Source organism: Acidimicrobiales bacterium (assembly GCA_035533095.1).
Taxonomy (GTDB): Bacteria; Actinomycetota; Acidimicrobiia; order Acidimicrobiales; family Palsa-688; genus DATLUM01.
Genome location: DATLUM010000090.1, coordinates 17,987 through 44,442 on the forward strand (window position 1 = coordinate 17,987; position 26,456 = coordinate 44,442).

Annotated in this window: 26 protein-coding genes; 16 read left to right on the plus strand and 10 right to left on the minus strand. The window is 69.4% G+C overall.

Annotated elements, in window-relative coordinates; translation table 11 throughout:
* Positions 1 to 57 precede the first annotated feature (57 nt).
* The gene (locus VNF71_11025; GenBank protein ID HVA75081.1) at positions 58 to 2,697 is read left to right on the plus strand and encodes a hypothetical protein; all 2,640 of its coding nucleotides are present in this window, start codon (positions 58 to 60) and stop codon (positions 2,695 to 2,697) included.
* 10 nt (positions 2,698 to 2,707) lie between these two features.
* On the opposite strand, the gene VNF71_11030 is transcribed toward VNF71_11025, so the two are convergent.
* From VNF71_11030 to argS, 4 genes are read right to left on the minus strand one after another with little or no spacing between them, the layout of a single operon-like run.
* Positions 2,708 to 3,754, minus strand: a complete 1,047-nt coding sequence (locus VNF71_11030; GenBank protein HVA75082.1) for a pyridoxal-phosphate dependent enzyme — start codon at positions 3,752 to 3,754, stop codon at positions 2,708 to 2,710.
* Between the two features lie 10 nt (positions 3,755 to 3,764).
* The gene (locus tag VNF71_11035; protein HVA75083.1) at positions 3,765 to 4,685 is read right to left on the minus strand and encodes a D-isomer specific 2-hydroxyacid dehydrogenase family protein; all 921 of its coding nucleotides are present in this window, start codon (positions 4,683 to 4,685) and stop codon (positions 3,765 to 3,767) included.
* The gene (locus VNF71_11040; GenBank protein HVA75084.1) at positions 4,682 to 5,464 is read right to left on the minus strand and encodes a crotonase/enoyl-CoA hydratase family protein; all 783 of its coding nucleotides are present in this window, start codon (positions 5,462 to 5,464) and stop codon (positions 4,682 to 4,684) included. Before VNF71_11040 ends, VNF71_11035 begins: the two co-directional genes overlap by 4 nt.
* Before the next feature lie 49 nt (positions 5,465 to 5,513).
* Positions 5,514 to 7,253: an arginine--tRNA ligase gene (argS, locus tag VNF71_11045; protein ID HVA75085.1), complete on the minus strand. Its 1,740-nt coding sequence runs from the start codon at positions 7,251 to 7,253 to the stop codon at positions 5,514 to 5,516.
* Between the two features lie 56 nt (positions 7,254 to 7,309).
* On the opposite strand from argS, the gene VNF71_11050 reads away from it, so the two are divergent.
* Entirely contained in the window at positions 7,310 to 8,104 is a 795-nt protein-coding gene (locus VNF71_11050; protein ID HVA75086.1) for an ATP-binding cassette domain-containing protein, read from the plus strand.
* 64 nt (positions 8,105 to 8,168) lie between these two features.
* Here VNF71_11050 and VNF71_11055 read toward each other — a convergent pair whose 3' ends face one another.
* The 3 genes from VNF71_11055 to VNF71_11065 form a co-directional block, all read right to left on the minus strand.
* Entirely contained in the window at positions 8,169 to 8,867 is a 699-nt protein-coding gene (locus VNF71_11055; protein HVA75087.1) for a dienelactone hydrolase family protein, read from the minus strand.
* Between the two features lie 69 nt (positions 8,868 to 8,936).
* Complete coding sequence (locus VNF71_11060) at positions 8,937 to 9,230, minus strand: hypothetical protein (GenBank protein ID HVA75088.1); 294 nt, start codon at positions 9,228 to 9,230, stop codon at positions 8,937 to 8,939.
* Positions 9,231 to 9,275: 45 nt separating this feature from the next.
* Positions 9,276 to 10,109, minus strand: coding sequence for a crotonase/enoyl-CoA hydratase family protein (locus tag VNF71_11065; protein ID HVA75089.1), 834 nt, complete (start codon positions 10,107 to 10,109; stop codon positions 9,276 to 9,278).
* Positions 10,110 to 10,194: 85 nt separating this feature from the next.
* Between VNF71_11065 and VNF71_11070 the strand changes: the two genes are divergently transcribed.
* From VNF71_11070 to VNF71_11085, 4 genes are all read left to right on the plus strand, one after another.
* Positions 10,195 to 11,586, plus strand: coding sequence for an FAD-binding oxidoreductase (locus VNF71_11070; GenBank protein HVA75090.1), 1,392 nt, complete (start codon positions 10,195 to 10,197; stop codon positions 11,584 to 11,586).
* Between the two features lie 486 nt (positions 11,587 to 12,072).
* Positions 12,073 to 12,558: a 3D domain-containing protein gene (locus tag VNF71_11075; protein HVA75091.1), complete on the plus strand. Its 486-nt coding sequence runs from the start codon at positions 12,073 to 12,075 to the stop codon at positions 12,556 to 12,558.
* Positions 12,559 to 12,634: 76 nt separating this feature from the next.
* Positions 12,635 to 13,636 (plus strand): ferrochelatase, encoded by a 1,002-nt coding sequence (gene hemH / locus VNF71_11080; protein HVA75092.1) that lies wholly within the window; start codon positions 12,635 to 12,637, stop codon positions 13,634 to 13,636.
* A 21-nt stretch (positions 13,637 to 13,657) separates the two neighbouring features.
* Positions 13,658 to 14,911: an acyl-CoA dehydrogenase family protein gene (locus tag VNF71_11085; GenBank protein HVA75093.1), complete on the plus strand. Its 1,254-nt coding sequence runs from the start codon at positions 13,658 to 13,660 to the stop codon at positions 14,909 to 14,911.
* Between the two features lie 297 nt (positions 14,912 to 15,208).
* Here the strand turns inward: VNF71_11085 and VNF71_11090 are convergent, their stop codons facing one another.
* Positions 15,209 to 15,931, minus strand: coding sequence for a PIG-L deacetylase family protein (locus tag VNF71_11090; GenBank protein ID HVA75094.1), 723 nt, complete (start codon positions 15,929 to 15,931; stop codon positions 15,209 to 15,211).
* Positions 15,932 to 16,109: 178 nt separating this feature from the next.
* Here VNF71_11090 and ahcY point away from each other — a divergent pair, with 178 nt between their 5' ends.
* Genes ahcY through VNF71_11105 form a run of 3 tightly spaced genes read left to right on the plus strand, consistent with a single transcriptional unit; the run spans position 16,110 to position 18,314 of the window.
* Positions 16,110 to 17,543: an adenosylhomocysteinase gene (gene ahcY / locus VNF71_11095; protein ID HVA75095.1), complete on the plus strand. Its 1,434-nt coding sequence runs from the start codon at positions 16,110 to 16,112 to the stop codon at positions 17,541 to 17,543.
* 7 nt (positions 17,544 to 17,550) lie between these two features.
* Positions 17,551 to 18,096 (plus strand): adenylyltransferase/cytidyltransferase family protein, encoded by a 546-nt coding sequence (locus VNF71_11100; GenBank protein ID HVA75096.1) that lies wholly within the window; start codon positions 17,551 to 17,553, stop codon positions 18,094 to 18,096.
* Positions 18,097 to 18,146: 50 nt separating this feature from the next.
* Positions 18,147 to 18,314 (plus strand): hypothetical protein, encoded by a 168-nt coding sequence (locus tag VNF71_11105; GenBank protein ID HVA75097.1) that lies wholly within the window; start codon positions 18,147 to 18,149, stop codon positions 18,312 to 18,314.
* Between the two features lie 230 nt (positions 18,315 to 18,544).
* On the opposite strand, the gene VNF71_11110 is transcribed toward VNF71_11105, so the two are convergent.
* Positions 18,545 to 19,327 carry an enoyl-CoA hydratase/isomerase family protein gene (locus VNF71_11110; protein HVA75098.1) on the minus strand — a complete coding sequence of 261 codons (783 nt, stop codon included), beginning with the start codon at positions 19,325 to 19,327 and terminating at the stop codon, positions 18,545 to 18,547.
* 20 nt (positions 19,328 to 19,347) lie between these two features.
* Between VNF71_11110 and VNF71_11115 the strand changes: the two genes are divergently transcribed.
* The 3 genes from VNF71_11115 to VNF71_11125 all read left to right on the plus strand — a co-directional run bounded on the left by VNF71_11115 (position 19,348) and on the right by VNF71_11125 (position 21,122).
* On the plus strand, positions 19,348 to 19,803 hold the full coding sequence (locus tag VNF71_11115) for an Rrf2 family transcriptional regulator (protein ID HVA75099.1): 456 nt from the start codon (positions 19,348 to 19,350) through the stop codon (positions 19,801 to 19,803).
* Positions 19,804 to 19,959: 156 nt separating this feature from the next.
* The gene (locus VNF71_11120; protein ID HVA75100.1) at positions 19,960 to 20,850 is read left to right on the plus strand and encodes a transglycosylase family protein; all 891 of its coding nucleotides are present in this window, start codon (positions 19,960 to 19,962) and stop codon (positions 20,848 to 20,850) included.
* A gap of 59 nt (positions 20,851 to 20,909) precedes the next feature.
* Positions 20,910 to 21,122, plus strand: coding sequence for a hypothetical protein (locus VNF71_11125; GenBank protein HVA75101.1), 213 nt, complete (start codon positions 20,910 to 20,912; stop codon positions 21,120 to 21,122).
* A 4-nt stretch (positions 21,123 to 21,126) separates the two neighbouring features.
* Here the strand turns inward: VNF71_11125 and VNF71_11130 are convergent, their stop codons facing one another.
* A complete protein-coding gene (locus tag VNF71_11130) occupies positions 21,127 to 23,157 on the minus strand; it encodes an ATP-dependent helicase (GenBank protein HVA75102.1) in 2,031 nt (676 codons plus the stop codon).
* Positions 23,158 to 23,208: 51 nt separating this feature from the next.
* On the opposite strand from VNF71_11130, the gene VNF71_11135 reads away from it, so the two are divergent.
* The 4 genes from VNF71_11135 to VNF71_11150 are packed head-to-tail and all read left to right on the plus strand — an operon-like array spanning position 23,209 to position 26,451.
* On the plus strand, positions 23,209 to 23,802 hold the full coding sequence (locus tag VNF71_11135) for a nucleoside triphosphate pyrophosphatase (GenBank protein HVA75103.1): 594 nt from the start codon (positions 23,209 to 23,211) through the stop codon (positions 23,800 to 23,802).
* A complete protein-coding gene (gene dusB / locus VNF71_11140) occupies positions 23,793 to 24,908 on the plus strand; it encodes a tRNA dihydrouridine synthase DusB (GenBank protein HVA75104.1) in 1,116 nt (371 codons plus the stop codon). The genes VNF71_11135 and dusB overlap by 10 nt, the downstream gene beginning before the upstream one ends.
* A gap of 49 nt (positions 24,909 to 24,957) precedes the next feature.
* A complete protein-coding gene (locus VNF71_11145; GenBank protein HVA75105.1) occupies positions 24,958 to 25,731 on the plus strand; it encodes an acyl-CoA thioesterase domain-containing protein in 774 nt (257 codons plus the stop codon).
* Between the two features lie 24 nt (positions 25,732 to 25,755).
* Complete coding sequence (locus tag VNF71_11150) at positions 25,756 to 26,451, plus strand: nitroreductase family protein (GenBank protein ID HVA75106.1); 696 nt, start codon at positions 25,756 to 25,758, stop codon at positions 26,449 to 26,451.
* Positions 26,452 to 26,456: the final 5 nt, after the last annotated feature.

Below are 26,456 nucleotides of genomic sequence, written 5' to 3' on the forward strand. Positions count from 1 at the left end.
AAGGTAGCACCGCGAGCGCCCCGTTGCCTAGCTTCTGCACCTTCTACCCTTCGGGTGATGCCCCGGGCCGTCGCGATCGTCCCTCACACCCACTGGGACAGGGAGTGGTACCGCCCGTTCGAGGGATTCCGGTCCAGACTTGTCGCAGTGCTCGATGAGGTGCTCGACACCTTGGAGACCGACGATCGATGGGAGGGCTTCCACCTCGACGGTCAAGTCGCCGCCATCGAGGACTACCTCGACGCCCGGCCGGAAGCGCGGGACCGTGTCCGCAAGTTGGTGGCCGCCGGACGGTTGAGCATCGGTCCCTGGTACGTCTTGATGGACGAGTTCTGCGTGTCGGGCGAGACGATCCTGCGCAACCTGGAGATGGGCATCGAGTCCGCCGAGCATCTCGGCGGATCGTCCCGGGTGGGGTACCTCCCCGACATGTTCGGGCACGTCACGCAGATGCCGCAGATGCTGCGCCTCGCAGGCATCACCGACGCGGTCGTCTGGCGCGGAGTCCCGTCTGCGGTGAGGCGAAGCACCTTCGAGTGGAGCGCGCCAGATGGGAGCGCGGTCCGCGCGGAGTACCTCCCTGTCGGCTACGCGTCCGGCGCCTTCCTCCCCGACGACCCGGTGGCGCTCGTCCGCAGGATCGATGCCCTGGCGGAGGAGTCCCGCCAGTTCGCAGGGGACCAGGACGAACCGTTGCTCGTCATGAACGGCACAGACCATCAGGCGATCCAGCGACACCTGCCGCGGACGGTGGAATCGGCCAACGAGGTGCAGGATCGGTACAGGTTTGAGCTCACGACGATCGCCGCGTACCTGTCGCTGAGATCGGTCGAGAACTTGCAGTGCTGGCAGGGGGAGCTGAGGAGCAGCGCCCGCGCACCGATCCTGATGGGCGTCCTCTCGAACCGGCGGGACCTCAAGGTTGCTGCCGCCTCGTGCGAGCGAGCGCTGGAGCGCCTGGGCGAACCGATTGCCGCCCTCTGGCTGCCGCCGGAACTTTGGCCCACCAACACCCTGCGGCGCGCGTGGCTCGAAGTCGTGCGCAACTCCGCCCACGACTCGATATGCGGCTGCTCCACTGATGAGGTAGGCCGCGCCGTCCTGCACCGCTACGACACCGCTCGTACCATCGCCGGCGACATCCTCGAAAGCGCCCTCGCGATCGCGGCCGTGGCGATGAGGACCGCAGGGCCCGTAGCGGTGAACCCGTCCCCTCGATCGCGGGCGGGCATCGTCGAGATGACCTTGCCGGGCGCCGAACCGCCGAGCGGGACCCAGCAGGTGGCGCTGGTACCGGCCGGCCGGACCGAGCGCGCCGGCACGGGCAAGGATCTCGCAGCGGTCCTCGGGGAACTCGCGCGCGACGGATGGCTTCCCGTCGGCACGACGCCGTCGTCGGCGCGCGTGTCACTCACCCAAGGCCGAGTCGAGCTCTTCCTGGGCTGCGACGTTGCCGGCGCAGGCTCCCCGGCTGTCGCGCCGGTCATCGCGGAAGCGTGGGCTCTGGCGGGGGCCAATGCCGACGGGCCTCTGAAGGTGACCCTCGACCGAGAGGCCGCCCAGACCGTCCTCACACGGGTCACTGGCGTACCGGGGTTCGGCTGGTCCGCATGGACTGCGGGAGCGCTCGGGTGCGCCCCGGTGGAGGCGGGACCCGACTGGATTCGCAACTCTCTGATCGCGATCGAGGTCGATCCGTCCACCGGCATGTTCAGTGTCGACGGGCACCGGGGCTTCGGCCGCCTCGTCGACGAAGGTGACGCCGGAGACAGCTACAACTACTGCCCACCCACGGATGACCGGAGGGTCGACTCCCCCAGCAAGGTCGAGGTGGACGTCATCGAGAGAGGCCCGCTTCGAGGCCGGCTCCGTGTGTCCTCCGTCTACACATGGCCGGCGCGGATCGAGAATGGCGCTCGTGCGGGGGCGGTGCCGATCGAGGTTGTGACCGATCTCGAGCTCCGGGCAGGTGAAGGCTTCGTAAGGATCACCGTGTCCTTCGAGAACCGTTGCCGCGATCACCGGGTGCGGACGGTCCTGCCGCTTCGGTCGCCTACGGACACGACAACATCGGAGTGCGCGTTCGCGACGGTCGAACGAGCCCGGGCAGAAGGCGGTCCGAGGGAGGAGGGCCTGGGAACATTCCCGTCACGTCGTTTTGTGATGGCGGGCGGTCTGACCTTCGTGCACGACGGCGTGGTGGAGCACGAGCTCGTCGACGACGGCCGCGCGCTGGCGGTCACTGTCCTGAGGTCCACCGGGGTGCTGTCCAAGCCCTTGCTGACGACGCGGCCGAACGCTGCGGGGCCGCCGATCCCTGTGTCGGGCGCCCAGATGCTCGGCCCCGTCAGCTTTGCATACGCGATCGCGCTCGGCGAGGTGGATCCGTGGGCCCTCGCCGACGACTTCTTGCTCCCGTTGCTCGTGGTCCAAGGTGCAGGGACGGGACATCTTCCGCCGCGCGGATCCAGGCTGGAGGTTTCGGGAGCCGAGGTATCCGCCCTTCGACGCCGGCGAGGTTGCCTCGAGATGAGGGTGTTCAATCCGAGGCCCGAGACCGCCACCGTGCACGTCCCGGGGCACCGGGGCGCGCTGGTGGACGTCGAAGGCAACGAGCTCGGCCGTTGGGATGGCCGGTTCGAGCTTCGCGCGTGGCAGATCGCCAACGCGCGCCTCGATGCCCGCTCGTTGGATTGACAGCGCGCCTTCAACGTCCCGTGAGGACGACGACCACCGGTTGGCGCAGCGGGCCGGTGGCCCGAGAGCCCGCCCACGACGCGGCGGCCGTTGGCTCGACAACCACCCCCATGTGCCCCAGGTCTTCCTGCGCGGCGAGGATGGCCTCGTCCGAGATGCACACCACTCTCCCCGAGGACCCGACCAGCGCGGCCCGGACCTGACCGAGCCTTGCCGGCTCGGCGATCAGGATGCCTGTCGCCACCGTCGGCCGTCCGCCAGGGGGGCGGCCCGCGAGCGCCGCGAACTGCTCCGGCTGCACTGCCACAAGCTCCGGCACGGGCCCGCCGTGGAACGCAGAGAGCTCCGAGAACCCGAGCCACATACCTTGTACCAGCGTCCCGTTGCCAGCAGGCACCACCACCGCCCCAGGCGACCTGCCGCCGAGCTGCTCGAAGATCTCGAACGCCATTGTCTTCACCCCGTGCACGAACGAACCCTGGTACACGTGGCTCGCGTACCAACCACCCTCACCCCGCACCCGGCTGATCGCCGCCCGCGCCACGGCCTGCCTGTCGCCTTCGACCTCCACCACCGTGGCACCGCTCGCCTTCGCAACTGAGATCTTGGCTTCGGGTGTTCCAGCAGGAACGAATATCTCCGCGCCCAACCCGGCCCGCGCCGCGTAGACAGCGACGGCTTTGCCGGCGTTGCCGCTGCTGTCGGCCACCGCCGTGCGCTCCCCCGCGCCGGCGGCAAGCGCAACCATCACGGCCGCTCCCCTGTCCTTGAACGACCCGGTCGGCGACACCTGCTCCATCTTGGCCAGCACGCCCGGGGCCAGTTCGACCAGAGGGGTCATGCCCTCGCCCAGGGTGGTCTTTTCCCACGGCAATTCGGTGCCGGCGTCGGGCAGGCTGCGCCGGTAGCGCCACATCGACCACGAGCCACCGGGATTCGAAACGGGGTCGCTCGCCGGGCCGACCAGATCGAACAGCCCACCGCACTCGCATCGCCATCTACCTGCCCGCAGCGGCCATCCCCTCCCGCAGCGCCGGCAGACCTCGACCCAGCCCACGACGCTTCGTTCAGTAACCGTGCACCGGGTCGACGGGACCCACGAGAGGTTCCCCTGCGACGAAGTGGGCGACGTTCTCCTCGATACGCGCGGCGAGCCGAGGCCACACCATCTCCCACGTGTCTGCCGTGTGCGGCGTGATGACGCAGTTGGGCATCCCCCAAAGCGGATGGCCGTCGGGCAGAGGCTCAGGGTCCGTCACGTCGAGCGCCGCTCCCGCGATGGTGCCGGACCGCAGAGCCTCGACGAGCGCTTCGGTGTCCACGTGACGACCTCGAGCGACGTTGACCAACCACGCGCGGTCCTGCATCGCCTCCAGTTGCCGTCGCGAGATGATTCGATCGGTCGCCGGGGTCAACGCGAGCGCGACGAACACGACGATCGCAGACCCGAGCGCATCCTCGAGCTTGTCGGATCCGACCGTGCGCGTCGCCATCTCCACAGGTTTCGATTGGCGGCGGACGACCGTCGACTCCACCCTGAACGGAGCCAGCAACCTCAAGAGCTCTTCCGTGATCCCTCCGCCGCCGAGGATCGTCACCGGTGCCCCGTACAGCGACGTTCCCGCCGGCGACCCCCACGAGCGCGCACGAAGGCGCTCGGGCAGGCACCGCAAGCCGGCGAGCGCCAGAGCAAGAGCGTGCTCGGCTACCGGCTCTGCGTAGCTGCCCTTCGCGCAGCTCCATTGGCGCGAGGAGTCGATCACGCCGGACTCGACGGCCTTCTCGACCCCGGCGAACGGCAGCTGCACCCACCGTATGCGCGGCTCGCGGTCGAGGACCTCCTTCAGAGCTTCCATGCGGTGCGCGGACAACCACACGAGCGCATCCGCCGGTTCGTCGACCTTGACCGGAACCCCACCCCCTGCGAGCACGGCGTCCTCTGCGAACGGCGCGCTCCTCGGGCCTATCGCCACTCGCGGTGCGCTCATGGCTGCGAGAACTCGCCGTGGCGGCCGGCGCCCGAGCGGAACCGTCCCAACCCCTCGCCCAACTCGTCGCTGGCGAGCGACACCATCCCGTGGCGCAACTCCGCCGCGATGGCCTCCTCCTCGTCCAGCCCTTCCTGGTCCAGCACGGACATGCGATCGCGCCTCAGGCATGTCTGAGGAAACGACGCCAGCTGCTCTCCGAGCCGTTCTGCCTCCTCTCTGCACGTACCGTTCGGAACGACACGGTTGGCAAGACCGATCCGTTCCGCCTCTCCCGCGTGGACGGGCCGGCCGGTGAGGATCAGGTCCATGGCGCGACCGGCACCGACGATCCTCGGCAGCCGCACCGTGCCGCCGTCGATCAGGGGGACTCCCCAGCGCCGGCAGAACACGCCGAACACCGCGCCCTGCTCCACCACGCGGAGATCACACCACAGCGCCAACTCGAATCCCCCTGCCACCGCGTAACCGCTCACTGCCGCGATCACCGGCTTCGACAGCCGCATGCGGGTGGGCCCCATCGGGCCGTCGCCGTCGGGTGCCACGCGGTTGTTCCGGTCCGTGCCCATCGCCTTCAGATCGGCGCCGGCGCAGAACGTCCCCCCTTCACCCCAAAGGACCGCGACAGCGGCTTCGGGGTCCGCATCGAACTGCCGGAATGCGTCAGCCAGGGCTTCCGCTGTCGGCCGGTCCACGGCGTTGCGTGCCTCCGACCTGGAGAGGATCACCGTGGTGACCGGACCACGCCGCTCGGAGCGGACAGGTGGCGACGTCGTCATCACTTCGCAGACTACGTTGCCCGCTCGGGCGCCACATCCGACCGGACTGTCACATCCGGTCGGGAACCTCGATGCCCAGGACGGACAGCCCGGCCTCGAGCACCGACGCGGTCAGGGCGCACAGTCCGAGCCTGCTGTCGCGCACCGCGGGGTCGCCGGCCTTGAGAACCGGGCAAGTCTCGAAGAAGGTCGTGAATGCGCCGGCGAGGTCGAACAGGTACGAGCACAGCTTGTGGGGGCTCCACGTCTCGAGCGTCGCGACGACCGCGTGCGCGTAAGCGGTGAGCACGAGTGCCAGTTCGCGTTCGGCGGGCTCGGCGAGGAGGAAACTGACCTCGCCCGCTTGGTAGACGCCCGCGTCGATACCACCCCTTCGGAATATCGACAGGCAGCGCACCCTCGCGTATTGGAGATACGGCCCTGTGTTGCCGTCGAACGCGAGCATGCGATCCCAGTCGAAGACGTAGTCGCGTATGCGGTCGGTGGACAGGTCCGAGTACTTCACCGCGCCGATCCCGACCATGCGCGCGACCTCCGCGCGTTCCTCCTCGCCGAGCGACGGGTTCTTCTCTTCAACGGCAACCGCCGCCCGCTTGACTGCCTCGTCGAGCAACTCGATGAGCTTGACGGAATCTCCCGAGCGCGACCGAAGCATGCGCCGGTCGGAGCCGAGCACGCTGCCGAACGCCACGTGGACGGCGTCACCTCCAGGTGGGATCCACCCCGCTGCTCGTGCGACCGCGAAGCACATCTCGAGATGTTGAGCCTGGGGCGATCCGACGACGTAGAGAGCGAGATCCGCACCCAAACGGCCGAACCGGTCGCGAAGAGTTGCGAGGTCGGTCGCCGCGTAGCCGTACCCGCCGTCGGACTTCTGCACGATGAGGGGAAGCGGTTCACCCTCACGATTGGTGAAGCCCTCCGGGAAGACGCAAAGAGCTCCCTCGCTCTCGCGCAGCAGGCCTTTAGCAGCGAGCTCGTCGACGATCGAGCGAAGCTGGTCGTTGTAGACGCTCTCGCCTGCCAGGTCCTGGCGCGTCAATAGGAGGCCGAGCCTGGCGTACACCTCCTCGAAGTAGGAGACGCTCTCGTCGACGAGTATCCGCCACAGACGCAGCGTCTCCGGATCCCCGGACTGGAGCAGGACCACACGGCGCCGGCTCCGCTCCTGGAATTCGAGGCTGGCATCGAACGCCGCCCGTGCCTGCCTGTAGAACGTGTCGAGGTCACCGACGGAAAGCTCTCGCGCCCCTTCCTCTTCGCCGAGGTCGATCAGGTGCTCGATGAGCATGCCGAACGGTGTCCCCCAGTCGCCGACGTGGTTCTCCTTGATGACCCTGGCACCGGTCAGCGTCAACATGCGGCACAGGGCGTCGCCGATAATGGAGGTCCGGAGATGCCCGGCGTGCATCTCCTTCGCGACATTCGGAGACGAGTAGTCGACGACGACGGTCCTGGACTCTGAAGACAGAGAGACGCCGCGGCGGGGATCGCGCGCCTGCTCCTGCAGGCATGAGGCGAGGAAGGCGTCGTCGAGTACCAGGTTGACGAAACCCTGCGGCGTGGATTCGACCTTGGCGCAGATGCCGTCGAGGCGTGCTGCGGATACCACCGCCGCGGCGATCTCGCCCGGGGGACGGCCCTGCTTCTTGGCGAGCGCCATGGCCCCGTTCGCCTGGAAGTCCACTCCCGGCCTCGTGGAGGGCCGCAGGACGGGCTCGGAGCCCGGTTCGATCCGAGCGAAGGCCTCGCCCAGGCGCTCGTTCAACGTCTCTTGCGGTCCCGGCATCCCTCCATGGTCGCCTCATCGACGGAAAAAGAAAAACCGATACCTTGCAGCGACCCATGCCAGGACCCACCCCATACGCGCTGCGGTTCGAAGCGGTCGACCTCGACAGGGTCGGGACCCCGGTCCTCTCCGGCGTCGAATGGTCGGTCCGGCGGGAGGACCGATGGGTGATCCTCGGTCCGAACGGCTCGGGGAAGACGACCATGTTCGAGCTGGCGTCGGGTTACCTCCACCCCACTCGCGGCATCGTGGAGATACTGGGACACCGCCTCGGGAGTGTCGATGTCCGTCGATTGCGTGAACGGATAGGCCTGGTCTCCTCCGCTGTCGCCAAGAAGCTCCTGCCGGGGGTGACGGCCGAAGGCATCGTCGTGGCCGGCAGGCACGCCGCGCTCGAACCGTGGTGGCACTCCTACAGCCAGGCGGAGCACGACAAGGCCGCCTCGTTGCTGGCCGATGCCGGCTTCGCCGGCATCGCCGACCGTCCGTTCGGCGTCCTCTCAGACGGCGAACGCCAGCAAGTCCTCCTCGCCAGGGCCATGATGGGCGAGCCCGACCTGCTTCTCCTCGACGAGCCGGCGGCGGGGCTCGATATGGGGGGTCGCGAGCGCCTGGTCGCGCGGCTGTCCTCGATTGCGGCGGACGCGGCGAGCCCGCCGATCGTCATGATCACTCATCACGTGGAGGAGATCCCTGCCGGGTTCACCCATGTCCTGCTGCTGCGGGAGGGCAGGATCGTGACGGCAGGGCCGATCTTTGAGGCCTTGAGCGCTGCGTCGTTGTCGGAGACGTTCGGCGTCGCGTTGGTCCTGGAAGGCACGAGCGGCCGGTGGCACAGCCGGGCCCGCTAGGGATCGGCGCAATGTGGCAGCCGAGCCCGCTAGGGCCCGGCTTTGACGTGACAGCGCTCTTGTTTCAGGTGAGGTGCTCCCGGAGGAACTCGATCGTGCGGTCCCACGCCTTGATGGCCTGGTCGCGGTCATAGGTGCCGAGGAGGTTCTCGTCGTTGAGGAAAGCGTGGCCAGCGGGGTAACGCCGGACCTCCGGCTCCTTGCCGGTCGCGGCTGTGATCTTCGCCGAAACCTCGTCGGCGACGCTGATGGGCACGAAGTCGTCTCGTTCTCCGAAGTGGGCCAGGACCGCCGCCTGCAGCTTCGAGTAGTCGTCCGGCAGCTGCCCCGCGGGATAGAACGGGACAGCGGCGGCGATCTTGCCCCCCTCCTGCACCGCGAGGTTGAGGACGAACGATCCGCCCATGCAGAAGCCGACGAGCCCGACGCGCTCGCTGGTGACGTCGTCGCGCGCCAAGAGGAAGTCGACGGCCCCAGCCAGATCCCGGGCGGCCCGGTCGACGGGAAGCTCCTGCATGAGCCGGCCTGCTTCGTTGGCGTCGTGGGTCGTGGCCCCGCCGTAGAGGTCAGGGGCCAGCGCCACGAACCCAGCAGCGGCGAGCCGGTCAGTGATCGATGCGATGTGGGAGGTGAGTCCCCACCACTCCTGGATCACGACGACGCCAGGGCCGCTCCCCGCGCTCGGTACGGCGAGGTACCCGTGCGCTTGTCCGCCGTTGCTGGTGAAGGTTACGTTCTGGCGGGGATTCGAAGTCTCGTCCACGGTGCGCTCCTTGCCCGGCACGCGTCACTCGGCGCGCCGCGCCAAGGACCGTACCCGGCAACGACGGAGTCAGTTGTTGCTGAAGACGCTCTCCAGCCTGGCGTCCACGTCAGAGACCGCGTAGAGGCTCCGCTCGAGCGTCTCGGTGAGCCAGCGCTCGACCTCGGTGCGCGGCTCACCCTCGGGGAGCTTGGCCCACAGGTCCAGCAGGCAGTCCTGGACCACCGAGGCCGGAACCGACACCTGGCCCTCCAGCTGGTTGCGGAACGCTGCGATGGCCACATCAGCGTCTTCTGGTGCTCCCGCCTCGCCTGTTATGGCGTCATGTTCGATCGCAGCAGGGGCTTGGGTCGCTTCAGTCACTCCCCCAGCCTAACGGCCAGATTTGGGTTTGGGGCCCCAATCGGCTCAAGAGTCGATCGGGTCGGTGAATATCGGTTGGCGCTTCTCGAACCAGGCTTTGACCGCCTCGATCTGGTTTGGGGTTCCGATGAGCGCACCCATCTCTTTCGACTCGTCCTGGAACTGCCTGGCGATGTCGACGAGGCCGGACTGGTTGAGCAGTCGTTTCCCGGCGCGGATCGCGTGCGGGTTGGACGCCGCGATCTGCCGGGCGAACTGCAGCGCCTCCGCTCTCGGGTCGGCGCACACACGGGACGCCAGGCCGATGGCGACCGCCTCCTCGCCGGAGACCATCCTCCCGGTCCAGGTGAGCTCCTTCGCCACGTCGAGGCCGACCAGCCGGCGCAGGGTGTGGGTCCCGGTCATGTCCGGGATGAGACCCCAGCGGATCTCGAGGACCGACAGCTGGGCGTCGGGAGCCACGAACCGCAGGTCGGCGCCCAGGGCCACTTGCAGCCCGCCACCCAGCGCGACCCCGTGGACGGCGGCGATGACGGGTACCGGCAGTTCCGACCAGGTGTAGGCGGCCTGCTGGGCGTGGTTGGTTATGCGCCCGCCGGACCTGTCCCCCAACCTCGATGTGACGCCCGACCCGCGGTCGGTGGCCGCCATCGCCTGGAACGAACCGAGGTCCAGCCCGGCGCAGAACGCCCTCCCCTCGCCCGAGAGCACCACTGCCCGCACAGAGGTGTCGTCCGCGAGTCGTTCTCCGGCGGCGACGAGTGCGTCGAACATCGCCTGGTCCAAGGCGTTCAGCTTGTCGGAGCGGTTGAGCCTCACATCGGCTACGCCATCTTCGACGGCGATCGTCACCCTCTCGGCTTCTGGCTGATCTGGCATGGGGGGCTTCCTCCTCGGTGGGCTACGCAATCGTAGGTGGCCGTGTCTTTTTCCTCCCGAGGCTCGCGTCAGCCAACATGGATCGATGCCTGAGCCAACGGCAACGCTGTCGACGCTTGCGGACGATCTGGCTCGGATCGTCGGCCCGTCGCAGGTGCTCGCGGACGAAGCGACCATGGCGCCCTACGAGACCGACTGGACCCGGCGCTTCACCGGTCGAGCGGCGCTGGTGGTTCGCCCGGCCACCACCTCGGAAGTCGCTGCGGTCATCCGGGCGTGCGGTGGCGCAGGTGTGTCCGTGGTCCCCCAGGGCGGCAATACCGGCCTCGTGGGAGGTTCCGTCCCGCCGGCGGGCGGCCCCCCTCCGGTCGTGCTCAGCACCCGACGGCTCGACCAGCTCGGCGAACCCGATCCGGTGGCTGCCCAGATCACCGCCGGCGCCGGCGTGACCCTGGCGTCGCTGCAGGCGTCAGCCTCAGCGGCGGGCCTGGAGTTCCCGATCGACCTCGCTGCACGGGACAGCGCAACGGTGGGCGGGATGATCGCGACGAACGCCGGCGGCCTGCACGTCCTTCGTTTTGGCTCTATGCGCGCTCAGGTGGTGGGTGTGGAGGCGGTGCTGGCAGACGGCAGCGTCGTGTCGAGGCTGGGCGGGCTCGTCAAGGACAACACGGGGTACGACCTTTCCCAGCTGCTGGTCGGCTCGGAGGGCACCCTCGGGATCGTCACCGCAGCGAGGTTGCGGCTGGTGCCCAGCCACCCTGCGAAGGTCGTCGCGCTGATCGGCCTGCCCGACGTCCGTGCCGCCCTGGCGGTACTGGAGGTGGTGCGCCGGCGGGTCGAGGGTCTCCAGGCCGCTGAGCTCTTCTTCGCCGACGGGCTGGAGCTGGTCCGGTCGCACGCCTCGCTGGCCGACCCTCTTCCCGCGAGTTGGCCGGTTTACGTCGTCCTCGAGTGCGCGGGTCTCGTGGACCCGAGCGACCAACTCTTCGCGGCTCTGAGCGACCTCGACCTTCCCGACGACGCAACCGCCCTGGCCGACGACCCGGCCGGCCAGGCGAGACTGTGGTCCTACCGCGAGCGGCATACCGAGGCCGTCTCTGCCCTGGGAATTCCGCACAAGCTCGACGTGACCCTGCCGCTTTCGCGGCTGGCCGAGTTCTCCGACGCTGTCGGCAAGGTCGTCGCGGACTGCGATCCCCACGCCCGGATGGTCCTCTTCGGCCACGCCGGCGACGGCAACCTCCACGTGAACGTAGTGGGACCCGATCCCGACGACGAGGCTGTGGACGAAGCCGTCCTGCGGCTGGTGTCCTCGATGGGAGGCTCGATCAGCGCCGAGCACGGGATCGGCCGAGCGAAGGCCAGGTGGCTCGCCCTGTCGAGATCCGAGCCGGAAATCGCGGCACTCCGGGCGGTGAAGGCCGCTCTCGACCCTTCCGGGATGCTCAACCCAGGGGTCATTTTCGCACGATAAGGCCATATACAGGGCTTGTGCACGAAAGTGACTCATGTCACGGTTTCAGTCCCCCGAAATCTGGGTTGACGCCGTTATCCTTGGGTACCGAGAACGAACGACAAGGCCCCGGGCGACCGTCCCAGAGACCGCTGACAGGGAGCCGTAAGCCAACCTCCGCCCTTCCCTTTCCGGCGGAGGCCCGCGCTGGTCCCGCTCCCCCATCTGCGATTCGCAGAGCCCTTTTCGTGGCCGGCGCGCCGACGAAAGGGTTTTCTTTCAATGCTCTCAAAGCAAGGCTACACCCATGCCCCGAACGGGGGTCATCCCGTCCGGCCGACTCGAGACCGTCCCGCGGGTGGTCTCTCTCGCCGCTTCCGTCGTGGTCTCGGCCGCCGCTCCGCCGTCGCCGCAACAGGGCTACCACTCCTGCTCGTCGGTACTCTTTCGGTACCCGCAACCGCAGCGGCAAAAACCCCCGACTCGGGTGCCCCACCCGATTCCTCGGTGTCGCACCGTGCCACGACGCCCTTCCTACCGGCTGCCATCGGCTCCGGGGACCTGACGGCGTTCGACAACCGCCCCCGCCCATTCGGCGGTGATTGGGCCGCCGGCGCCACCTTTCCCGTCCCGGGCGCCGCGCAACCCTCGGTCGCGCAACCTGCGGGGGCTGCTTCCGCACCGGCGGCCCCGGCGGCGACCGGGTCCGCGCAGCTCGTCAGCTCCCGGGGGCGCTCCCTCGGCACCTTCGTGGTCACGTGCTACGACCTGCAAGGCCGCACAGCTTCGGGTGCGTCCACGAGTATGGAGACCGTAGCGGTCGATCCCCGCGTCATCCCGCTCGGAACCCACCTTTACATCTCCGGTGTCGGAGAGCGCGTGGCCCAAGACACCGGTGGCGCGATCAAGGGCAACAGGCTCGACATCTGGGAACCGACGTACGGGCAGTGCGCGGCGTGGGGTGTCGAGAATCGGCAGGTCTGGCTGGGCTGAAGCCGGCGGGTCTGGCCGGGCTGATCTGTCCGGCAGACCCGTTCCGCAGCGGCCTGTCCGCCCGTAGTCTGGGGCCGTGGGTGCAGGAGCAGGGTTCGATGGCGTCATCGTGGTGTCGTTCGGCGGACCAGAGGGGCCCGATGACGTCATGCCCTTCCTGGAGAACGTCGTCCGCGGCAGGAACGTCCCGCCAGAGCGGCTCGAGCAGGTCGCGGCTCAGTACCACCTCTTCGGTGGCGTGAGCCCCATCAACGACCACAACCGCGCCCTCGTCACCGCCCTCCAGGCAGCGCTGGCGGAGAAGGGCAGGGACCTGCCCGTCTACTGGGGCAACCGCAACTGGCATCCCTACCTCTCCGACACGGTCGCGCAGATGAGCGACGACGGGATCGCAAGCGCAGCTGCTTTCGTGACCTCGGCCTATTCGTCCTACTCCTCGTGCCGCCAGTACATAGAGGACATCGAGGCGGCGCGGGCACTCGTGGGACCGCGGGCTCCGCGGATCGTCAAGCTCCAGCCGTACTTCGACCGTTCGGGGTTCGTCGACCCGTTCGTCGACGGCCTCAGGGTGGCCCGGGTCGAGGCAGGCCCGACGGCGCCTGTGGTCATGACCGCGCACAGCCTGCCCATCTCGATGGCGGCGACGTGCGACTACGAGTCGCAGCTTCGCGAAGTTGCCCGCACGGTCGCCGTCGATGCCGGGGAGCCCGAGGACGGCTGGACGTTGGCGTTCCAGAGCCGATCCGGTCCGCCCTCCGAACCGTGGCTGGGGCCCGACCTCAACGACGTCATCAGCGGGCTGCCCGAAGATTCCGGAGCGGTCATTGTCGTGCCGATCGGCTTCGTGGCCGACCACATGGAAGTGGTCCACGACGTGGATCAGGTGGCCGGGGCGATCGGGCGTGCGAGGGGCATCCGGATGATCAGGGTGCCGACGCCCGGCAGGAACCCCATGTTCGCCGCGATGGCGGCCGACCTGGTGCTCGAGACGGAGCACAAGATCATGCAAGGGCTGCCTGCCGGGCCGTGGTGCGGGCCCGGGTGCTGCCCGCCACCGCCGGCGAAGGGCGGCAGGTAGAGGTCAGTAGAGTCGCCCTCAGTGGCCGAAGTACCCGATGACGCCGAAGTGGACGACGATCTGGACGTCGAAGTGCGGGATGACGACAGCCTGGAGAAGCTCCGGGCGGACACAGAGGCCGAGCTGTCCCGGCTGCTACCACGGAGGGATTCGACAGTCAGGGTCGGGGTGCTCGGCGCGGGGAGCGACGACCTCGAGTCGGGCCAGGCCTACCTCGGAGAGCTGGCCGCCGGCGGCTTCGCCGTGCCCACTTGGCCGGTCGAGTACGGGGGGATGGGTCTCGACAAGGCAGCCGCCGCGATCGTGCGGTCCGCCCTGTCCGAGTTCGAGGCGCCCGACCTGTACCCGTTCCTCGTGGGGGTCGACCTGATCGGCCCCACCATCCTCGCCCACGCCGGCGACGAACAGAAGAAGCGCTGGCTGGCCAAGATCCGCAGCGGCGAGGAGATCTGGTGCCAGATGTTCTCCGAGCCCGACGCCGGGTCGGATCTCGCCGGGTTGAAATCCCGCGCGGTGCGAGACGGCGACGGATGGCGCATCAGTGGATCGAAGGTGTGGACGTCCCGGGCCCACTACTCGCAGTGGGGGCTCCTGGTCGCCCGCCACGACCCGTCCCTCCCCAAGCACGCCGGCATCACGGCGTTCGCCCTCGACATGTCCGCTCCGGGCGTCGCCGTGCGCCCCCTGCTCCAGATGAACCGCGACGCCCACTTCAACGAGGTGTTCCTCGACGACGCCTGGATCCCCGACCGGGACCGCATCGGTGCCGTAGGAGACGGTTGGCGTGTCGCCATCACCTGCCTTTCATTCGAGCGCGGGGCGCTCGGCGGCGGTCTGGGAACCCGCGTCGAACAGATCAAGGGGCTGGGCGACCGGATCGGCTCGTCGGTAGCTCCCGCCGGCGCGGCGTCCGTGCTGCGTGACCAGTGGGCGGCCCGTTACGCCGATTTCGCCATCGCCGGCTGGTCCGCCTCCCGCGCCAGGGCGGCTCGTGAGGCCGGGCGGGCGCCGGGACCGGAGGATTCGCTGTCCAAGCTGGGGGGCACCGCCCTCATCAAGAAGCTCTCGGCGTTGGGGCTCGCTGCGGAGGGACCAGAGGCGACCGTCTTCGACGGTGACCCCGACGAGTGGCAGTCGATGTTCCTGATGAGCCCGTCGTTGTCGATCCGGGGCGGCACCGACGAGATCCAGCACAACATCCTCGGCGAACGGGTCCTGGGCCTTCCCGCAGAGCCGAGGGTCGACAAGGACAAGCCGTTCTCGGAGACGGTCTGACCCTTCGGAGGCGGCCGGCCGGCTGGCGCGACCGTGATCCGGTGCGACCGGCGTCCATCCAACGCCTCGGAGGCGGCCGGCCGGCTGGCGCGACCGTGATCCGGCGCCACCAGAGGGTCCATCCACGTCATCTGGGTAACCTAAATATGCTGAGAGACCACTTAGCCTACCCACTTCCCCTAAAACACACCCGAAACGCCGGGACACCCCGAGACGCCCCCGAAACATCCGAGACACACCCGAGACACACCCGAGACGCCCGGGACACCCGAGACACACCCGGGACGCCCCTAGCCCCTACTCGGTAACGATCCGCCGGAAGCCCTCCGCCAGGCGCCCCGCGCCCCACCCCGCCCTCACCGCAGTCTCGGCCAACCAGGACCGGATCCACCCGTCCAGCTCCCCGCCCGAGTCGACCGACTGGCTGACGTGGCACCTGAGCGCCGACAGCTTGCGGTCGATGGTCCCCGTGACGTCGACGAAGACGTCGGGCGCCGGCGCGGCCATCAGCCACAGCTCGCCCACCGTGTGGGCCTCCAGGCCCTCTTCCAGCAGCTCGGGGAACGCGAAGGGGTTGCGGGCGTCGGGATAGACGGCGCAGGTAGCGGCTTCACCGACCGCCAGGTGGTCCGGGTGGCTAGCGAAGATCCGGTCCCACAGGCGGTCCGGGCTCTGGGTCACGACCCGCTGGGGCTGCACCTGCCGGATGACCCTCGAGATGTCCCTTCGCAGGTCGATCGAAGCCGCCACCCGTCCGTCGGGGTAACCGAGCCAGACCAGGTCCTTCACACCCACCTCGGCCGCAGCCGACTCCTGCTCGACCCGGCGGATCCGGCGCATCTCGTCCCGCGACACCGTCGGGTCCGAGCCGCCGGCGTCGCCGTCGGTCACGACGCAGTAGGTCACGTGAGCGCCGGCATCCGTCCACACCGCGACCGACCCCGCCACGCCGAAGTCCACGTCGTCGGGGTGCGCCGTCACAATCAGGATGCGCTCGGGAACCGGCATCTCGATCGACACGAAACGAAAGTACCTCCCCGCGGCCGTCGCCTAAGCTCTGACCTGAACCGGGCTGACCAGACGGGAAGGGCCTGAAGGCCCCAGCCTGGACGACTTGGCCGCTGCACGCCCCCGCGTCGGCAGGCCGGAAAACCCAGCCCTGTCCCGTCTCATCCCAACCAAAAAGGAGCGCCCTCCAGTGGCCGATCCCTCCACCCCGCCCTACAAGGTCGCCGACATCGGCCTCGCTGACTTCGGCCGGCGCGAGATCAACCTCGCCGAGGTCGAGATGCCCGGTCTCATGTCGCTTCGCGCCGAGTACGGCGACAGCAAGCCGCTCGCCGGCGCCCGGATCAGCGGGTCGCTTCACATGACCGTCCAGACGGCTGTGCTGATCGAGACGCTCGTGCATCTCGGCGCCGAGGTCCGCTGGGCGAGCTGCAACATCTTCTCCACCCAGGACCACGCCGCAGCAGCCATCGCCGCCGCCGGCGTGCCGGTCTTCGCCTGGAAGGGCGAGACGCTCGAAGAGTACTGGTGGTGCACCGAACAGGCCCTCAGATGGCCCGATCGGGCGGACGGGGAGCAGGGGCCGAACATGATCCTCGACGACGGCGGCGACGCCACCCTCCTGGTCCACCTCGGCGTCGAGTGCGAGCGCGACGGCAAGACGCCCGAGCTCGGCCCCGAGGACTCCGAGGAGTACGGGCTCATCCTCGCGACCCTCACCCGCACCCTGCGCGAGGACGGAAAGCTCTGGACGCGCATCGCAGAGGGCATCAAGGGGGTCACCGAGGAGACCACCACCGGGGTTCACCGCCTGTACCAGCGCCAGGAGCAGGGGAACCTCCTGTTCCCCGCCATCAACGTCAACGACTCCGTCACCAAGTCCAAGTTCGACAACCTCTACGGCTGCCGCCATTCGCTGATCGACGGGATCTTCCGGGCGACCGACGTGATGATCGCCGGCAAGGTCACGGTCGTGTGCGGCTTCGGTGACGTCGGCAAGGGCTGCGCCCAGTCCCTCAGCGGCCAGGGCGCGCGGGTGATCGTCACCGAGATCGACCCCATCTGCGCGCTGCAGGCCGCGATGGAGGGCTACCAGGTGCTCACCCTCGACGACGTGGTCGGTACCGCCGACATCTTCGTGACCGCTACCGGCAACCGCGACATCATCACCGCCGAGGCGATGTCGAAGATGAAGCACAACGCGATCGTCTGCAACATCGGGCACTTCGACAACGAGATCGACATGGCCGGCCTCGCCCGCACCCCCGACATCAGGCGCACGCAGATCAAGCCACAGGTCGACTCGTGGGACTTCCCCGACGGCCACTCCGTCATCGTGCTCGCCGAGGGCCGGCTCGTGAACCTCGGTTGTGCCACTGGGCACCCCAGCTTCGTGATGTCGTCGAGCTTCACCAACCAGGTGCTCGCGCAGATCGAGCTCTACACCCGCACCGAGCACTACCCGACCGGCGTTTACGTGCTTCCCCGCCACCTCGACGAGAAGGTCGCGCGGCTGCACCTCGACAAGCTCGGCGTGAAGCTCACCCAGATGACGGAGAAGCAGTCCGACTACCTCGGCGTCGATCTCGGCGGCCCGTACAAGTCAGAGCAGTACCGCTACTGACGCCTCGATGCGCGTCGGGGCCTACCCGGGCACCTTCGACCCGCCCACTGTCGCGCACGTCGCGATCGCGGAGGCGGCGCGGCGCCAGGGAGGTCTCGACCGCCTCGAGCTGGTGATCTGCGAGTCTCCTCTGGGGAAGAAAGACGCTCGCGTCGCGCCCTTGGAGCACCGTCTCGAGCTCCTGGCCGCGCTCTGCCGGTCCCGGCCGTGGCTGGGGATCGCCGTCAACGACTCCGAGCTGATATGCGACATCGCTGCCGGCTACGACGCCGTCGTGATGGGCGCCGACAAGTGGGCGCAGGTAGTCGACCCCGCGTGGTACGGCGGGTCGGAATCCCGACGCGACGCCGCAGTCGCCCGGTTGCCTCAGGTCCTCCTGGCGCCCCGAGGCGCGGACGTCCCGGTGGACCTCCCGCCGGGTGCGGTGCTGCTCGACCTCGAAGCGGACCACGCATCCGTCTCGTCGACCGCTGTCCGCGGTGGGCGCGTCGAGTGGCTGGCCCCCGAAGCCGCCCCCCGCTGGACTCCGGCGGGGGGTGCTGGCCCCGCGTGATCGCACCCCGTTAGCCTCTGGCCGATGTCCGCCCGCTTTCTCCACCCCGAGTGAGCCTGTTGATAGCGGCGGGCATCTGTCTGGTAGCGGCGCAACTGGTGGGGATCTACGGCCTCAAGACGCGCAAGGCCGATCTGGTCTTCGCGATCGTGATGATCGCTCTCCTCGCCGCGGCGATCCTCATGGGCATCGAGTACGCCTACCACCGCGTCCACTAGGCAACCGGAGCGATAGCCCTGTCGGATCGAATCGCCCGGCGGCCCCCTTCGGGGACAACGACCGGCCGCTTCGATCCACCAGCCCTCCACTCCGGATCGCTGCACGCCGCGGCAGCCGTCCTTTCGCGGGCAGGGCGCGGTCGAGAGCGGCGGGGCGACGGAAGACCGAGACGGGCGGTCGTTGTGCCGCCCGGATCGCGCTTCCGTCAGGCCCGTCGTCCCACGGCGACTCAACGCCCGGTGAAGACGGGGTCGCGGCGTTCGAAGCTGGCCCGGGTCCCTTCGGCGAAGTCCGACGTCGACCGCAAACGGATCTGCTCGGCGTCCTCGCGGTCGGTCGCCTCCGCCACCAGGTCGGCGAGGTGGCCACGCATGGTCTGGCGGATCGAGCGGACGGCCAGCGGGGCTGACCCGGCGATCTCGCCGGCGAGCTCACGGGCGGCGCTGCGCACTTCGGACAGCGGGACCAACCGGTCCGCCAGGCCGATCCTGGACGCCTCCTCGCCGCCGATGCGCCGGCCTGTGTAGAGCAGCTCGAGCGCCCGCTGGTGACCGACTATCAGCGGGAGGGTGGCGCTGAGACCGAACCCCTGGTGGAAGCCCAGCCGGGCGAAATTGGCGGTGAAGCGGGCCTCCGGGGCGGCCACACGGAAGTCGGCCGAACACGCCAAGCCGAGGCCTCCGCCGACCGCTGCTCCCTGCACCGCGGCCACGACGGGAAGCGCTCCCCGAAGCAACCTGACCGCCTCGCTGTACAGGCTCGCGGCACCGTCCTCCGGCAATGGGGCGGCGGAGCTTTCCTGGTTGAAGTCGGCGCCGGCGCAGAAGTGCTTCCCCTCCGAGCACAGGACGATCGCCCGGCAGGTACCGCCTTCGTCGAGCCAGTCGTACGCCTCGGCGATGGAGCGGATCAGCACGACGTCGAAGAAGTTGTTGGGTGGACGGTGGATCTCCACTTCCGCCACGAAATCGTCGCCTAGTTCCACTGTGACGTCACCGAAGCTCTGTGCCATGGGGCGCCATACTCGCGGACGTGGAGATTTCCGCCAAGGGCGACTACGCCGTGAGGGCGCTGGCCGTGCTCGCCGCCGCCGGCGGCAACTCCATGACGGTCGCCGAACTGGCCTCCGCGCAGGGGATCCCGGCCGGCTTTCTCCAGGGCATCCTCCAACGACTGCGCCAGCGCGGCATCCTCTCCAGCCACCGGGGCACCGATGGCGGCTACAGGCTTGCCCGGCCGCCGGCGGAGATCACCGTGGCGGACGTGCTCCGCGCCGTCGACGGCCCGCTCGCGGCGGTGCGGGGGCAACCCACCGAGGACATCGACTACCCGGGTGTGGCGGGGCCTCTCAAGGACGTGTGGCTGGCGCTGCGGGCCAGCATGCGGCGGGTGATCGAGCACGTCACCCTGGAGGACATCGTCGAGGGACCGCTCCCCGGGTGCGTGACCGAGCTCAATGCCGACCCGGCCGCCTGGACGTCCGGCTAGACGTCCGGCTAGACGTCAACCCCGCGATTTGGTGGACCCCTCCGGCGGGAGCCGCTAAGGTCACCCTCCGTCTTGAGTCTCATCGGGAAGCTCCTACGAGCTGCCTCCCACCCCGGATTCTGGGGAGGCGGCCTCGTGAAGCGGACGATGGCCGGCATGAGTGTCGCCGTTGTCTTGTTCGGCGCGCCCGGTGCTCTGGTTGCGGTGACGGCCGGCAGGGCCGGGGCGGACGAGATCTCCACCACCCGGGCACAGATCACCGCCATCGAGTCCCAGGTATCCCAGGGGGCGAGCGCCATCCACGCCCTGACCGTCGCGTACGACCAGGCCAACCTGGAGGCCGACGCCCTCGGACGCCAGGTCCGGGCCGACGAGGAGCAGCTGGTCCACCTGCAGCAGCAGGTCGCTACAAGCGAGCAGGCGCTGCGCCGCGAGGCCATCCTCAGCTACACCGGAGGCGTCGACCCCACGACGGCGCTCCCGCCCGGGACCGACCCTGCAGTCAGGGCCGGCTACCTCTCCATCGCCACGGGGAACGTCTCCGACAGCGTCGACCGGTACCGGACCGAGCAGTACCTGCTGAACGCCGCCGCCCAGAACCTCGAGCGGCAGCAGCAGGCCAGCCAGGCAGCGGCGCTGGAGGTGGAGGCCGCCCGGGCGACCGCCCTCGCCGAGGCCGCCTCCGAGCAGGGAAGACTGACCAGCCTGCAGGGGCGTCTCGACCACCTGCTCGCCGCCCGCACCCAGGGCATGCCGGTCAACAACGGCCTCGTCGCGGTCGTCCACTCCATAGTCTCCCCCGGCGGCGCCGGCGGCGTCTGGCTCCAGCTGCGCGAGTGCGAGTCGGGCAACAACTACCAGGCCGACACCGGGAACGGCTTCTACGGGGCGTACCAGTTCAGCCAGTCGACCTGGACCAACCTCGGCTATCCGGGCCGACCCGACCTCGAGCCGCCGGCGATGCAGGACGCCGCCGCGCAGAAGCTGCAGTCGCAGAGCGGGTGGGGCCAGTGGCCGGCGTGCTCGGCGGCGCTCGGCCTCCGCTGAACGCCTCCCGCTCCACCATCCCCGACGCCGCCTGCCGCCGCCGGTACTCTCGCCGAGCCGTGACCGCCGCCGACCCCCTCCCGACCGCCACGTTCAACTGCCCGCGCTGCGCCACCGAGGTGACCGAGCGCTTCTGGGGACCCTGCACCGACTGCCGCCAGCAGCTCGCGCAGTCGACGATCGCGGCACAGCGAGACGCCGCCGGCTACGAGGCCACCAGGTTCGAGCCGGCGATGCACGTCACGCCCAACCACGTCGCGACGAAGGACTAGCCGCCTACCACAGCCCCCGGAGCGCGTCGTCGACGGCGGACGGCAGCGCCGCCGAGAGCGCCGGCAGAGCGACGTCGTCGCGCCGGCCGCGCACGGCGCGGTGATCCAGCAGATCCTCTACCGACGGCGGCAGGAATCGGGTCCGCTGCCCGTAGCTGTGCGCGTCACCCCGCCCGAACGGCCCACCGTGGTGGTAGCGCAACGGGGCGTAGATGTGGAGGTGCTCGCAGGCGCGGGTCAGCGCGACGTAGAAGAGCCGGCGTTCCTCCTCTATCTCCTCCCTCGACCCGGTCGACATGTCCGAGGGGAACATCCCGTCGGCTGCGTGGATCAGGTGCACAACCCGCCACTCCCCGCCTTTCGCGGAGTGCACCGTCGACAGGATGACGTAGTCGTCATCCAGCAAGGGGGGTCCGGCAAGATCGGCGGTCGATGCCGGCGGGTCGAGCGTCAGCTCGGCGACCATCCGGGACCGGTCCTCGAACCCGCCGGCGACCCGCGCCAGCGCCTCGAGATCCCGCAGCCGCACATCAGCGTTCTCGTAGCGCCGGCGGATCATGGGCTCGAGCCCCGCCGCCAGCCTCTCCACCTGCGCCCCGGCCGCCAAAGCGGAAGTCACGCAGTCACGCAGCGCTGCCGCCAGCCTCTCCGCGTCGTTCGCGGCGCGCGCCGGCACCAGCCCCGCCGCGCCGTCGACAAAACGACCCAGCCCCTCCCCCTCCCCCACTCCCATCGCTTCCATCGCGCGGCGCGCGCCCGCCGGGCCGACACCGTCGAGCAGTTGCAGCAGCCGGTACCACGCCAGCTCGTCGCGGGGGTTGTCGAGCACGCGTAGCGCTGCGATCAGGTCCCGCACGTGGGCGGCTTCTAGGAATCGCAACCCGCCGTACTTGACGAACGGGATGTTCCGCCGGCGAAGCTCGACTTCCAACAGGTCGCTGTGGTGCGCAGTGCGGAACAGGACGGCCTGGTCGCGCAGCGCCACCCCGGCCTCGTGGTGTTCGAGGATCACGTCCGCTACAGCGTCCGCCTGCGACGCCTCGTCCGGGCATGTGGCGAGCACCGGCCGCAGGCCGCCGACCCGCTCTGTCCATAGATGTTTGGCGTATCCCTCGGTCGCCTGCGCCAGCACGGCGTTCGCGAGGTCGAGGATCGGCTGCGTCGAGCGGTAGTTGCGCTCCAGTTTCACGACGGTCGCGCCAGGAAAGCGGTCCGGGAAATCGAGCATGTTGCGGACGGTGGCCGCGCGGAACGCGTAGATCGACTGGGCGTCGTCGCCGACCGCCGTCAACGGCCGTGCGCCGGCGCGCAGCGCTGCGACGATGTCGGCCTGCAACACGTTGGTGTCCTGGTACTCGTCGACGAGGATGTGGTCGTACGCGGCGGCGAGCACGGGCCCCACCTGTGGGTCGGTCGCGGCCGCGCGCCAGTACAGGAGCATGTCGTCGAAATCGAGGACGCCCTGCGCGCGCTTGCGTTCGGTATAGAGGGAAAAGACCTGTCCGATCGCGGCTTCGTGCTCCTGTACCCAGGGAAAGTGTCTGCGCAGGACGGGCCGGAGCGGCTCCTGCGCGTTGACCACCCGCGAATAGACGGCGACCAGCGTGTCCTTGCGGGGAAAACGACGCCGCTCCCCCTCCCCGACCTCCTGGCGCACCAGGTGCATCAGGTCGGCTGCGTCGCCCTGGTCCATCACGCTGAAGCCCGCACCGAGGCCGAGCGCTTCGCCGTGCTGGCGCAGCAACCGGTGCGCCACGGAATGGAACGTCCCGGCGTGCACGCGGCGTGCAACCTCCGGCCCGACCAGCGGGGCGAGCCGGCGGATCATCTCGTCCGCGGCCCGGCGGCTGAACGTCACCAGCAGCAGGCGTTCGGGAGCGGTCCCCCCCGAGATGAGCCGGGCGAGGCGCGCCACGAGCGTCCTGGTCTTGCCCGTGCCGGCCCCCGCGACGATCAGGAGCGGGCCCCCGTCGTGCTCGACGGCCTCGCGCTGGGACTCGTCAAGGCCGGCCGACCACCGGGGCTCGTCGTGCATCCCACGAGAATACGCGCACTTCGAACACGTGTTCGGGAATAGGCTGTTCGGGTGGGACGCCGGCTGATCCTCGCCTCCGCCTCGCCGTCTCGGCTGCGCCTCCTCGAAGGCTCCGGCCTCCGCCCGGAGGTGATCGTCAGCCACGTATCCGAGGACGGAGTCGACCACCTCACCCCAGCCGAGGCCACCCTCGTCCTGGCGAGGCGGAAGGCCGAGTCTGTCGCAGAGAAGGTCGAGGGACCCGCGCTGGTGGTCGGCTGCGACTCGATGCTCGAGCTCGGGGACGCCACGTTCGGCAAGCCGTCGACACCCCAGGAGGCCCGCCGGCGGTGGCAGCAGATGCGCAACAGGGCCGGGATGCTCCACACGGGTCACTGCGTCATCGACACGGACTCCGGCGCTCAGGCAGCGCACACCGACTCCGCGATCGTGCGCTTCGGCGACCCGACCGACGCCGAGATAGACGCGTACGTCGCGACGGGCGAGCCGCTGCGGGTCGCCGGCGCCTTCACCCTGGAGGGGATGTCCGCCCCGTGGATCGATTCGATCGACGGCAACTACGGCACCATCACCGGGATCTCCATCCCCCTCCTGCGCCGGCTGCTCGCCGAGCTACGGGTGGAGATCGTCGACCTGTGGTCCTGAAGATCGGACCGATAGAGGTCGGTCCCCCGGTCGTGCTCGCGCCCATGGCCGGCGTGACCAACCCCGCGTTCCGCGAGCTGTGCCGCGGGTTCGGCGGTGGTTTGTACGTCAGCGAGATGATCACCGCCCGCGCGCTCGTGGAACGCAACGACAAGACCTTCCGCATGGCCGCCCGCGCCCCGGGCGAACCCGTTCACAGCGTGCAGCTCTACGGCGCGGATCCTCGCGTCATGCACGAGGCGGTGCGGATACTCGTCGACGAGATCGGCGTCGACCACGTGGATCTCAACTTCGGCTGCCCCGCTCCTAAGGTGACCCGCCAGGGCGGGGGTGCAGCGCTGCCCGCGCACCACGTCCTATACAGGTCGGTGGTCCGGGCCGCTGTCCGCGCAGCGCGAGCGGTGCCGGTCACGGTGAAGATGCGACGTGGCATCGACGAGAGAACCCTCACGGCCCTAGACGCCGCGGTGATCGCGGAGGATGAAGGCGTCGCCGCGGTAGCACTGCACGCGAGGACCGCTGAACAGCGGTACCACGGACCTGCCGACTGGAATGCGATCAGCGAGCTCAAGCAAGCGGTCACGTCGATCCCCGTGCTCGGCAACGGCGACATATGGGAGGCGGCCGACGCCACCGCGATGCAGGCGCTGACAGGATGCGACGGCGTGGTCGTCGGTCGCGGCTGCCTCGGCCGGCCATGGCTATTCGAGGACCTCGAATCGATCTACGCCGGCCGGCCGGTGCCGCCGCCGCGAAAGCTCGGATTCGCCACGACGGTGATGGCACACCACGCCCGCTTGCTCGCCGAGCGCGCCGGGGAGCACGCGGCCGTACGCGACTTCCGCAAGCACACAGGCTGGTACCTAGCCGGGTTCCCGGTCGGCGCTGACACCCGCCGGCGGCTCGCGCAAGCGTGCACCCTCGCGGAGATCGACTCCGTCCTGGACGACCTCGATCCCCACACCGTGTTGCCCGACGCCGCCGTGCGCATGCCGAGAGGTCACACCGACGGACCCAGGCCGGTCGCCCTTCCCGACCGGTGGCTGGAGACGCGCGACGATCCCCTACCGCCTGCGGGAGCGGACGTGTTCGCTTCGGGTGGCTGACGGTCCGAGGTCCGTCGCGCCCGCCGCGCGAGCGGGCAGAATCCCCGCCGTGGACTTCACCGACATGATGAAGCTCGAGGAGACGTCACCGGACCGGTTCATCGGGAGGGGGCCGCACTACCCGTGGGGCGGTCTGTTCGGGGGACAGATCGTGGCGCAGGCCCTGAGGGCGGCCGCGGCGACCGTCGACCCGGAGTACTCGGTCCACTCGCTGCACGCTTACTTCATCCGCAAGGGCGACGCCGCCGAGCCGATCGTGTTCGACGTGGAGCGACTGCGCGACGGGCGCAGCTTCGTGACCCGAGCGGTCGTCGCTGCACAGACGGGCGGAGCGATTTTGAACATGTCGGCGTCGTTCAACAAGGGGACCGCGCAGCGTTACCGCCAGGCACTCTCGTTTCCGGCCGTCGCCCAGCCGAACGCCGCTCGGGACGACAGCTGGAGCCCGATGTTCTACCGGGACCACATCGCCGAGGGTCAGGGCCGCGCCCTCGCATGGCTGAGGATCCCGGACGCGGCGCCCGACGACCGGGGCATCGCCGCGTGCGCGCTCGCGTTCCTTTCCGATGACCTCGCGACCGATGCCGTCCGGTCCCAGCAACAGCACCTCGACGGCACGAAGGGCCGGCAGTGGAACGGCATCAGCCTCGACCACGCCATCTGGTTCCATCACGTCTTCGACGGAGCCGATTGGCAGCTGCACGACTTCCGCTGCGAGGGCCTCGGTTTCCCAAGGGGTCTCGCAGTCGGGCACGTCTACGCGTCCGACGGCAGGCACCTCGCGACGGTGGCCCAGGAGGTCCTGCTGCGCCGCGCGACCTAGCGAGCAGGGAATAACTTCGGGTCCATGGACCTCGAGCGCGCTCTTCAGACGACCGGTGCGGTTCGGGATTTCGCGGACCACCCCGTCCCCGACGAGGTGGTGTTCCACATCCTCGACGTCGCGCGTTACGCCCCCAGCGGGGGGAACCGCCAGGCGTGGAAGGTGATCCTCGTCAAGGATCAGTCGGCCCGCGAGAAACTGCGCGACCTGTACCTGCGCGGCTGGTACCGGTATCTCGCCATCCGCGCGGCCGGGCTCGTGCCGTGGGCGCCGATCACCGACCGCGCGGCCGAGGCCGAAGCGGAGCGCGCCGCCGAGAATCTCGCAGCGGAAGCCGCGAAGGGGCCCGGCGGGATGGCGGAGAACCTGGACAAGGTCCCGGCCCTTCTCGTCCTCCTGGCGGACCTGAAGGGCCTGGCGGCGGTCGACCGGGACATGCCCCGCTACACGATGGTCGGCGGGGCGTCGATCTACCCGTTCGCGTGGAGCATCCTCCTGGCAGCCCACAACGTCGGGATCGGTGGGGTCTTCACCACGATGCTCGTCAGCGCGGAGCAAGAGGTCCTCGACATCCTGGACGTTCCCGAAGGATGGGCTCTCGCCGGCGCCCTCGCGCTCGGCTACCCCGAGGGCGGGAGAAGGCCTACGAAGTTGAGCCGCGCGGAGGTCGCGACGTTCGCGACCGTCGACCGCTTCGACGGCCCCGTTCTCGAGGGGTAGCCCCG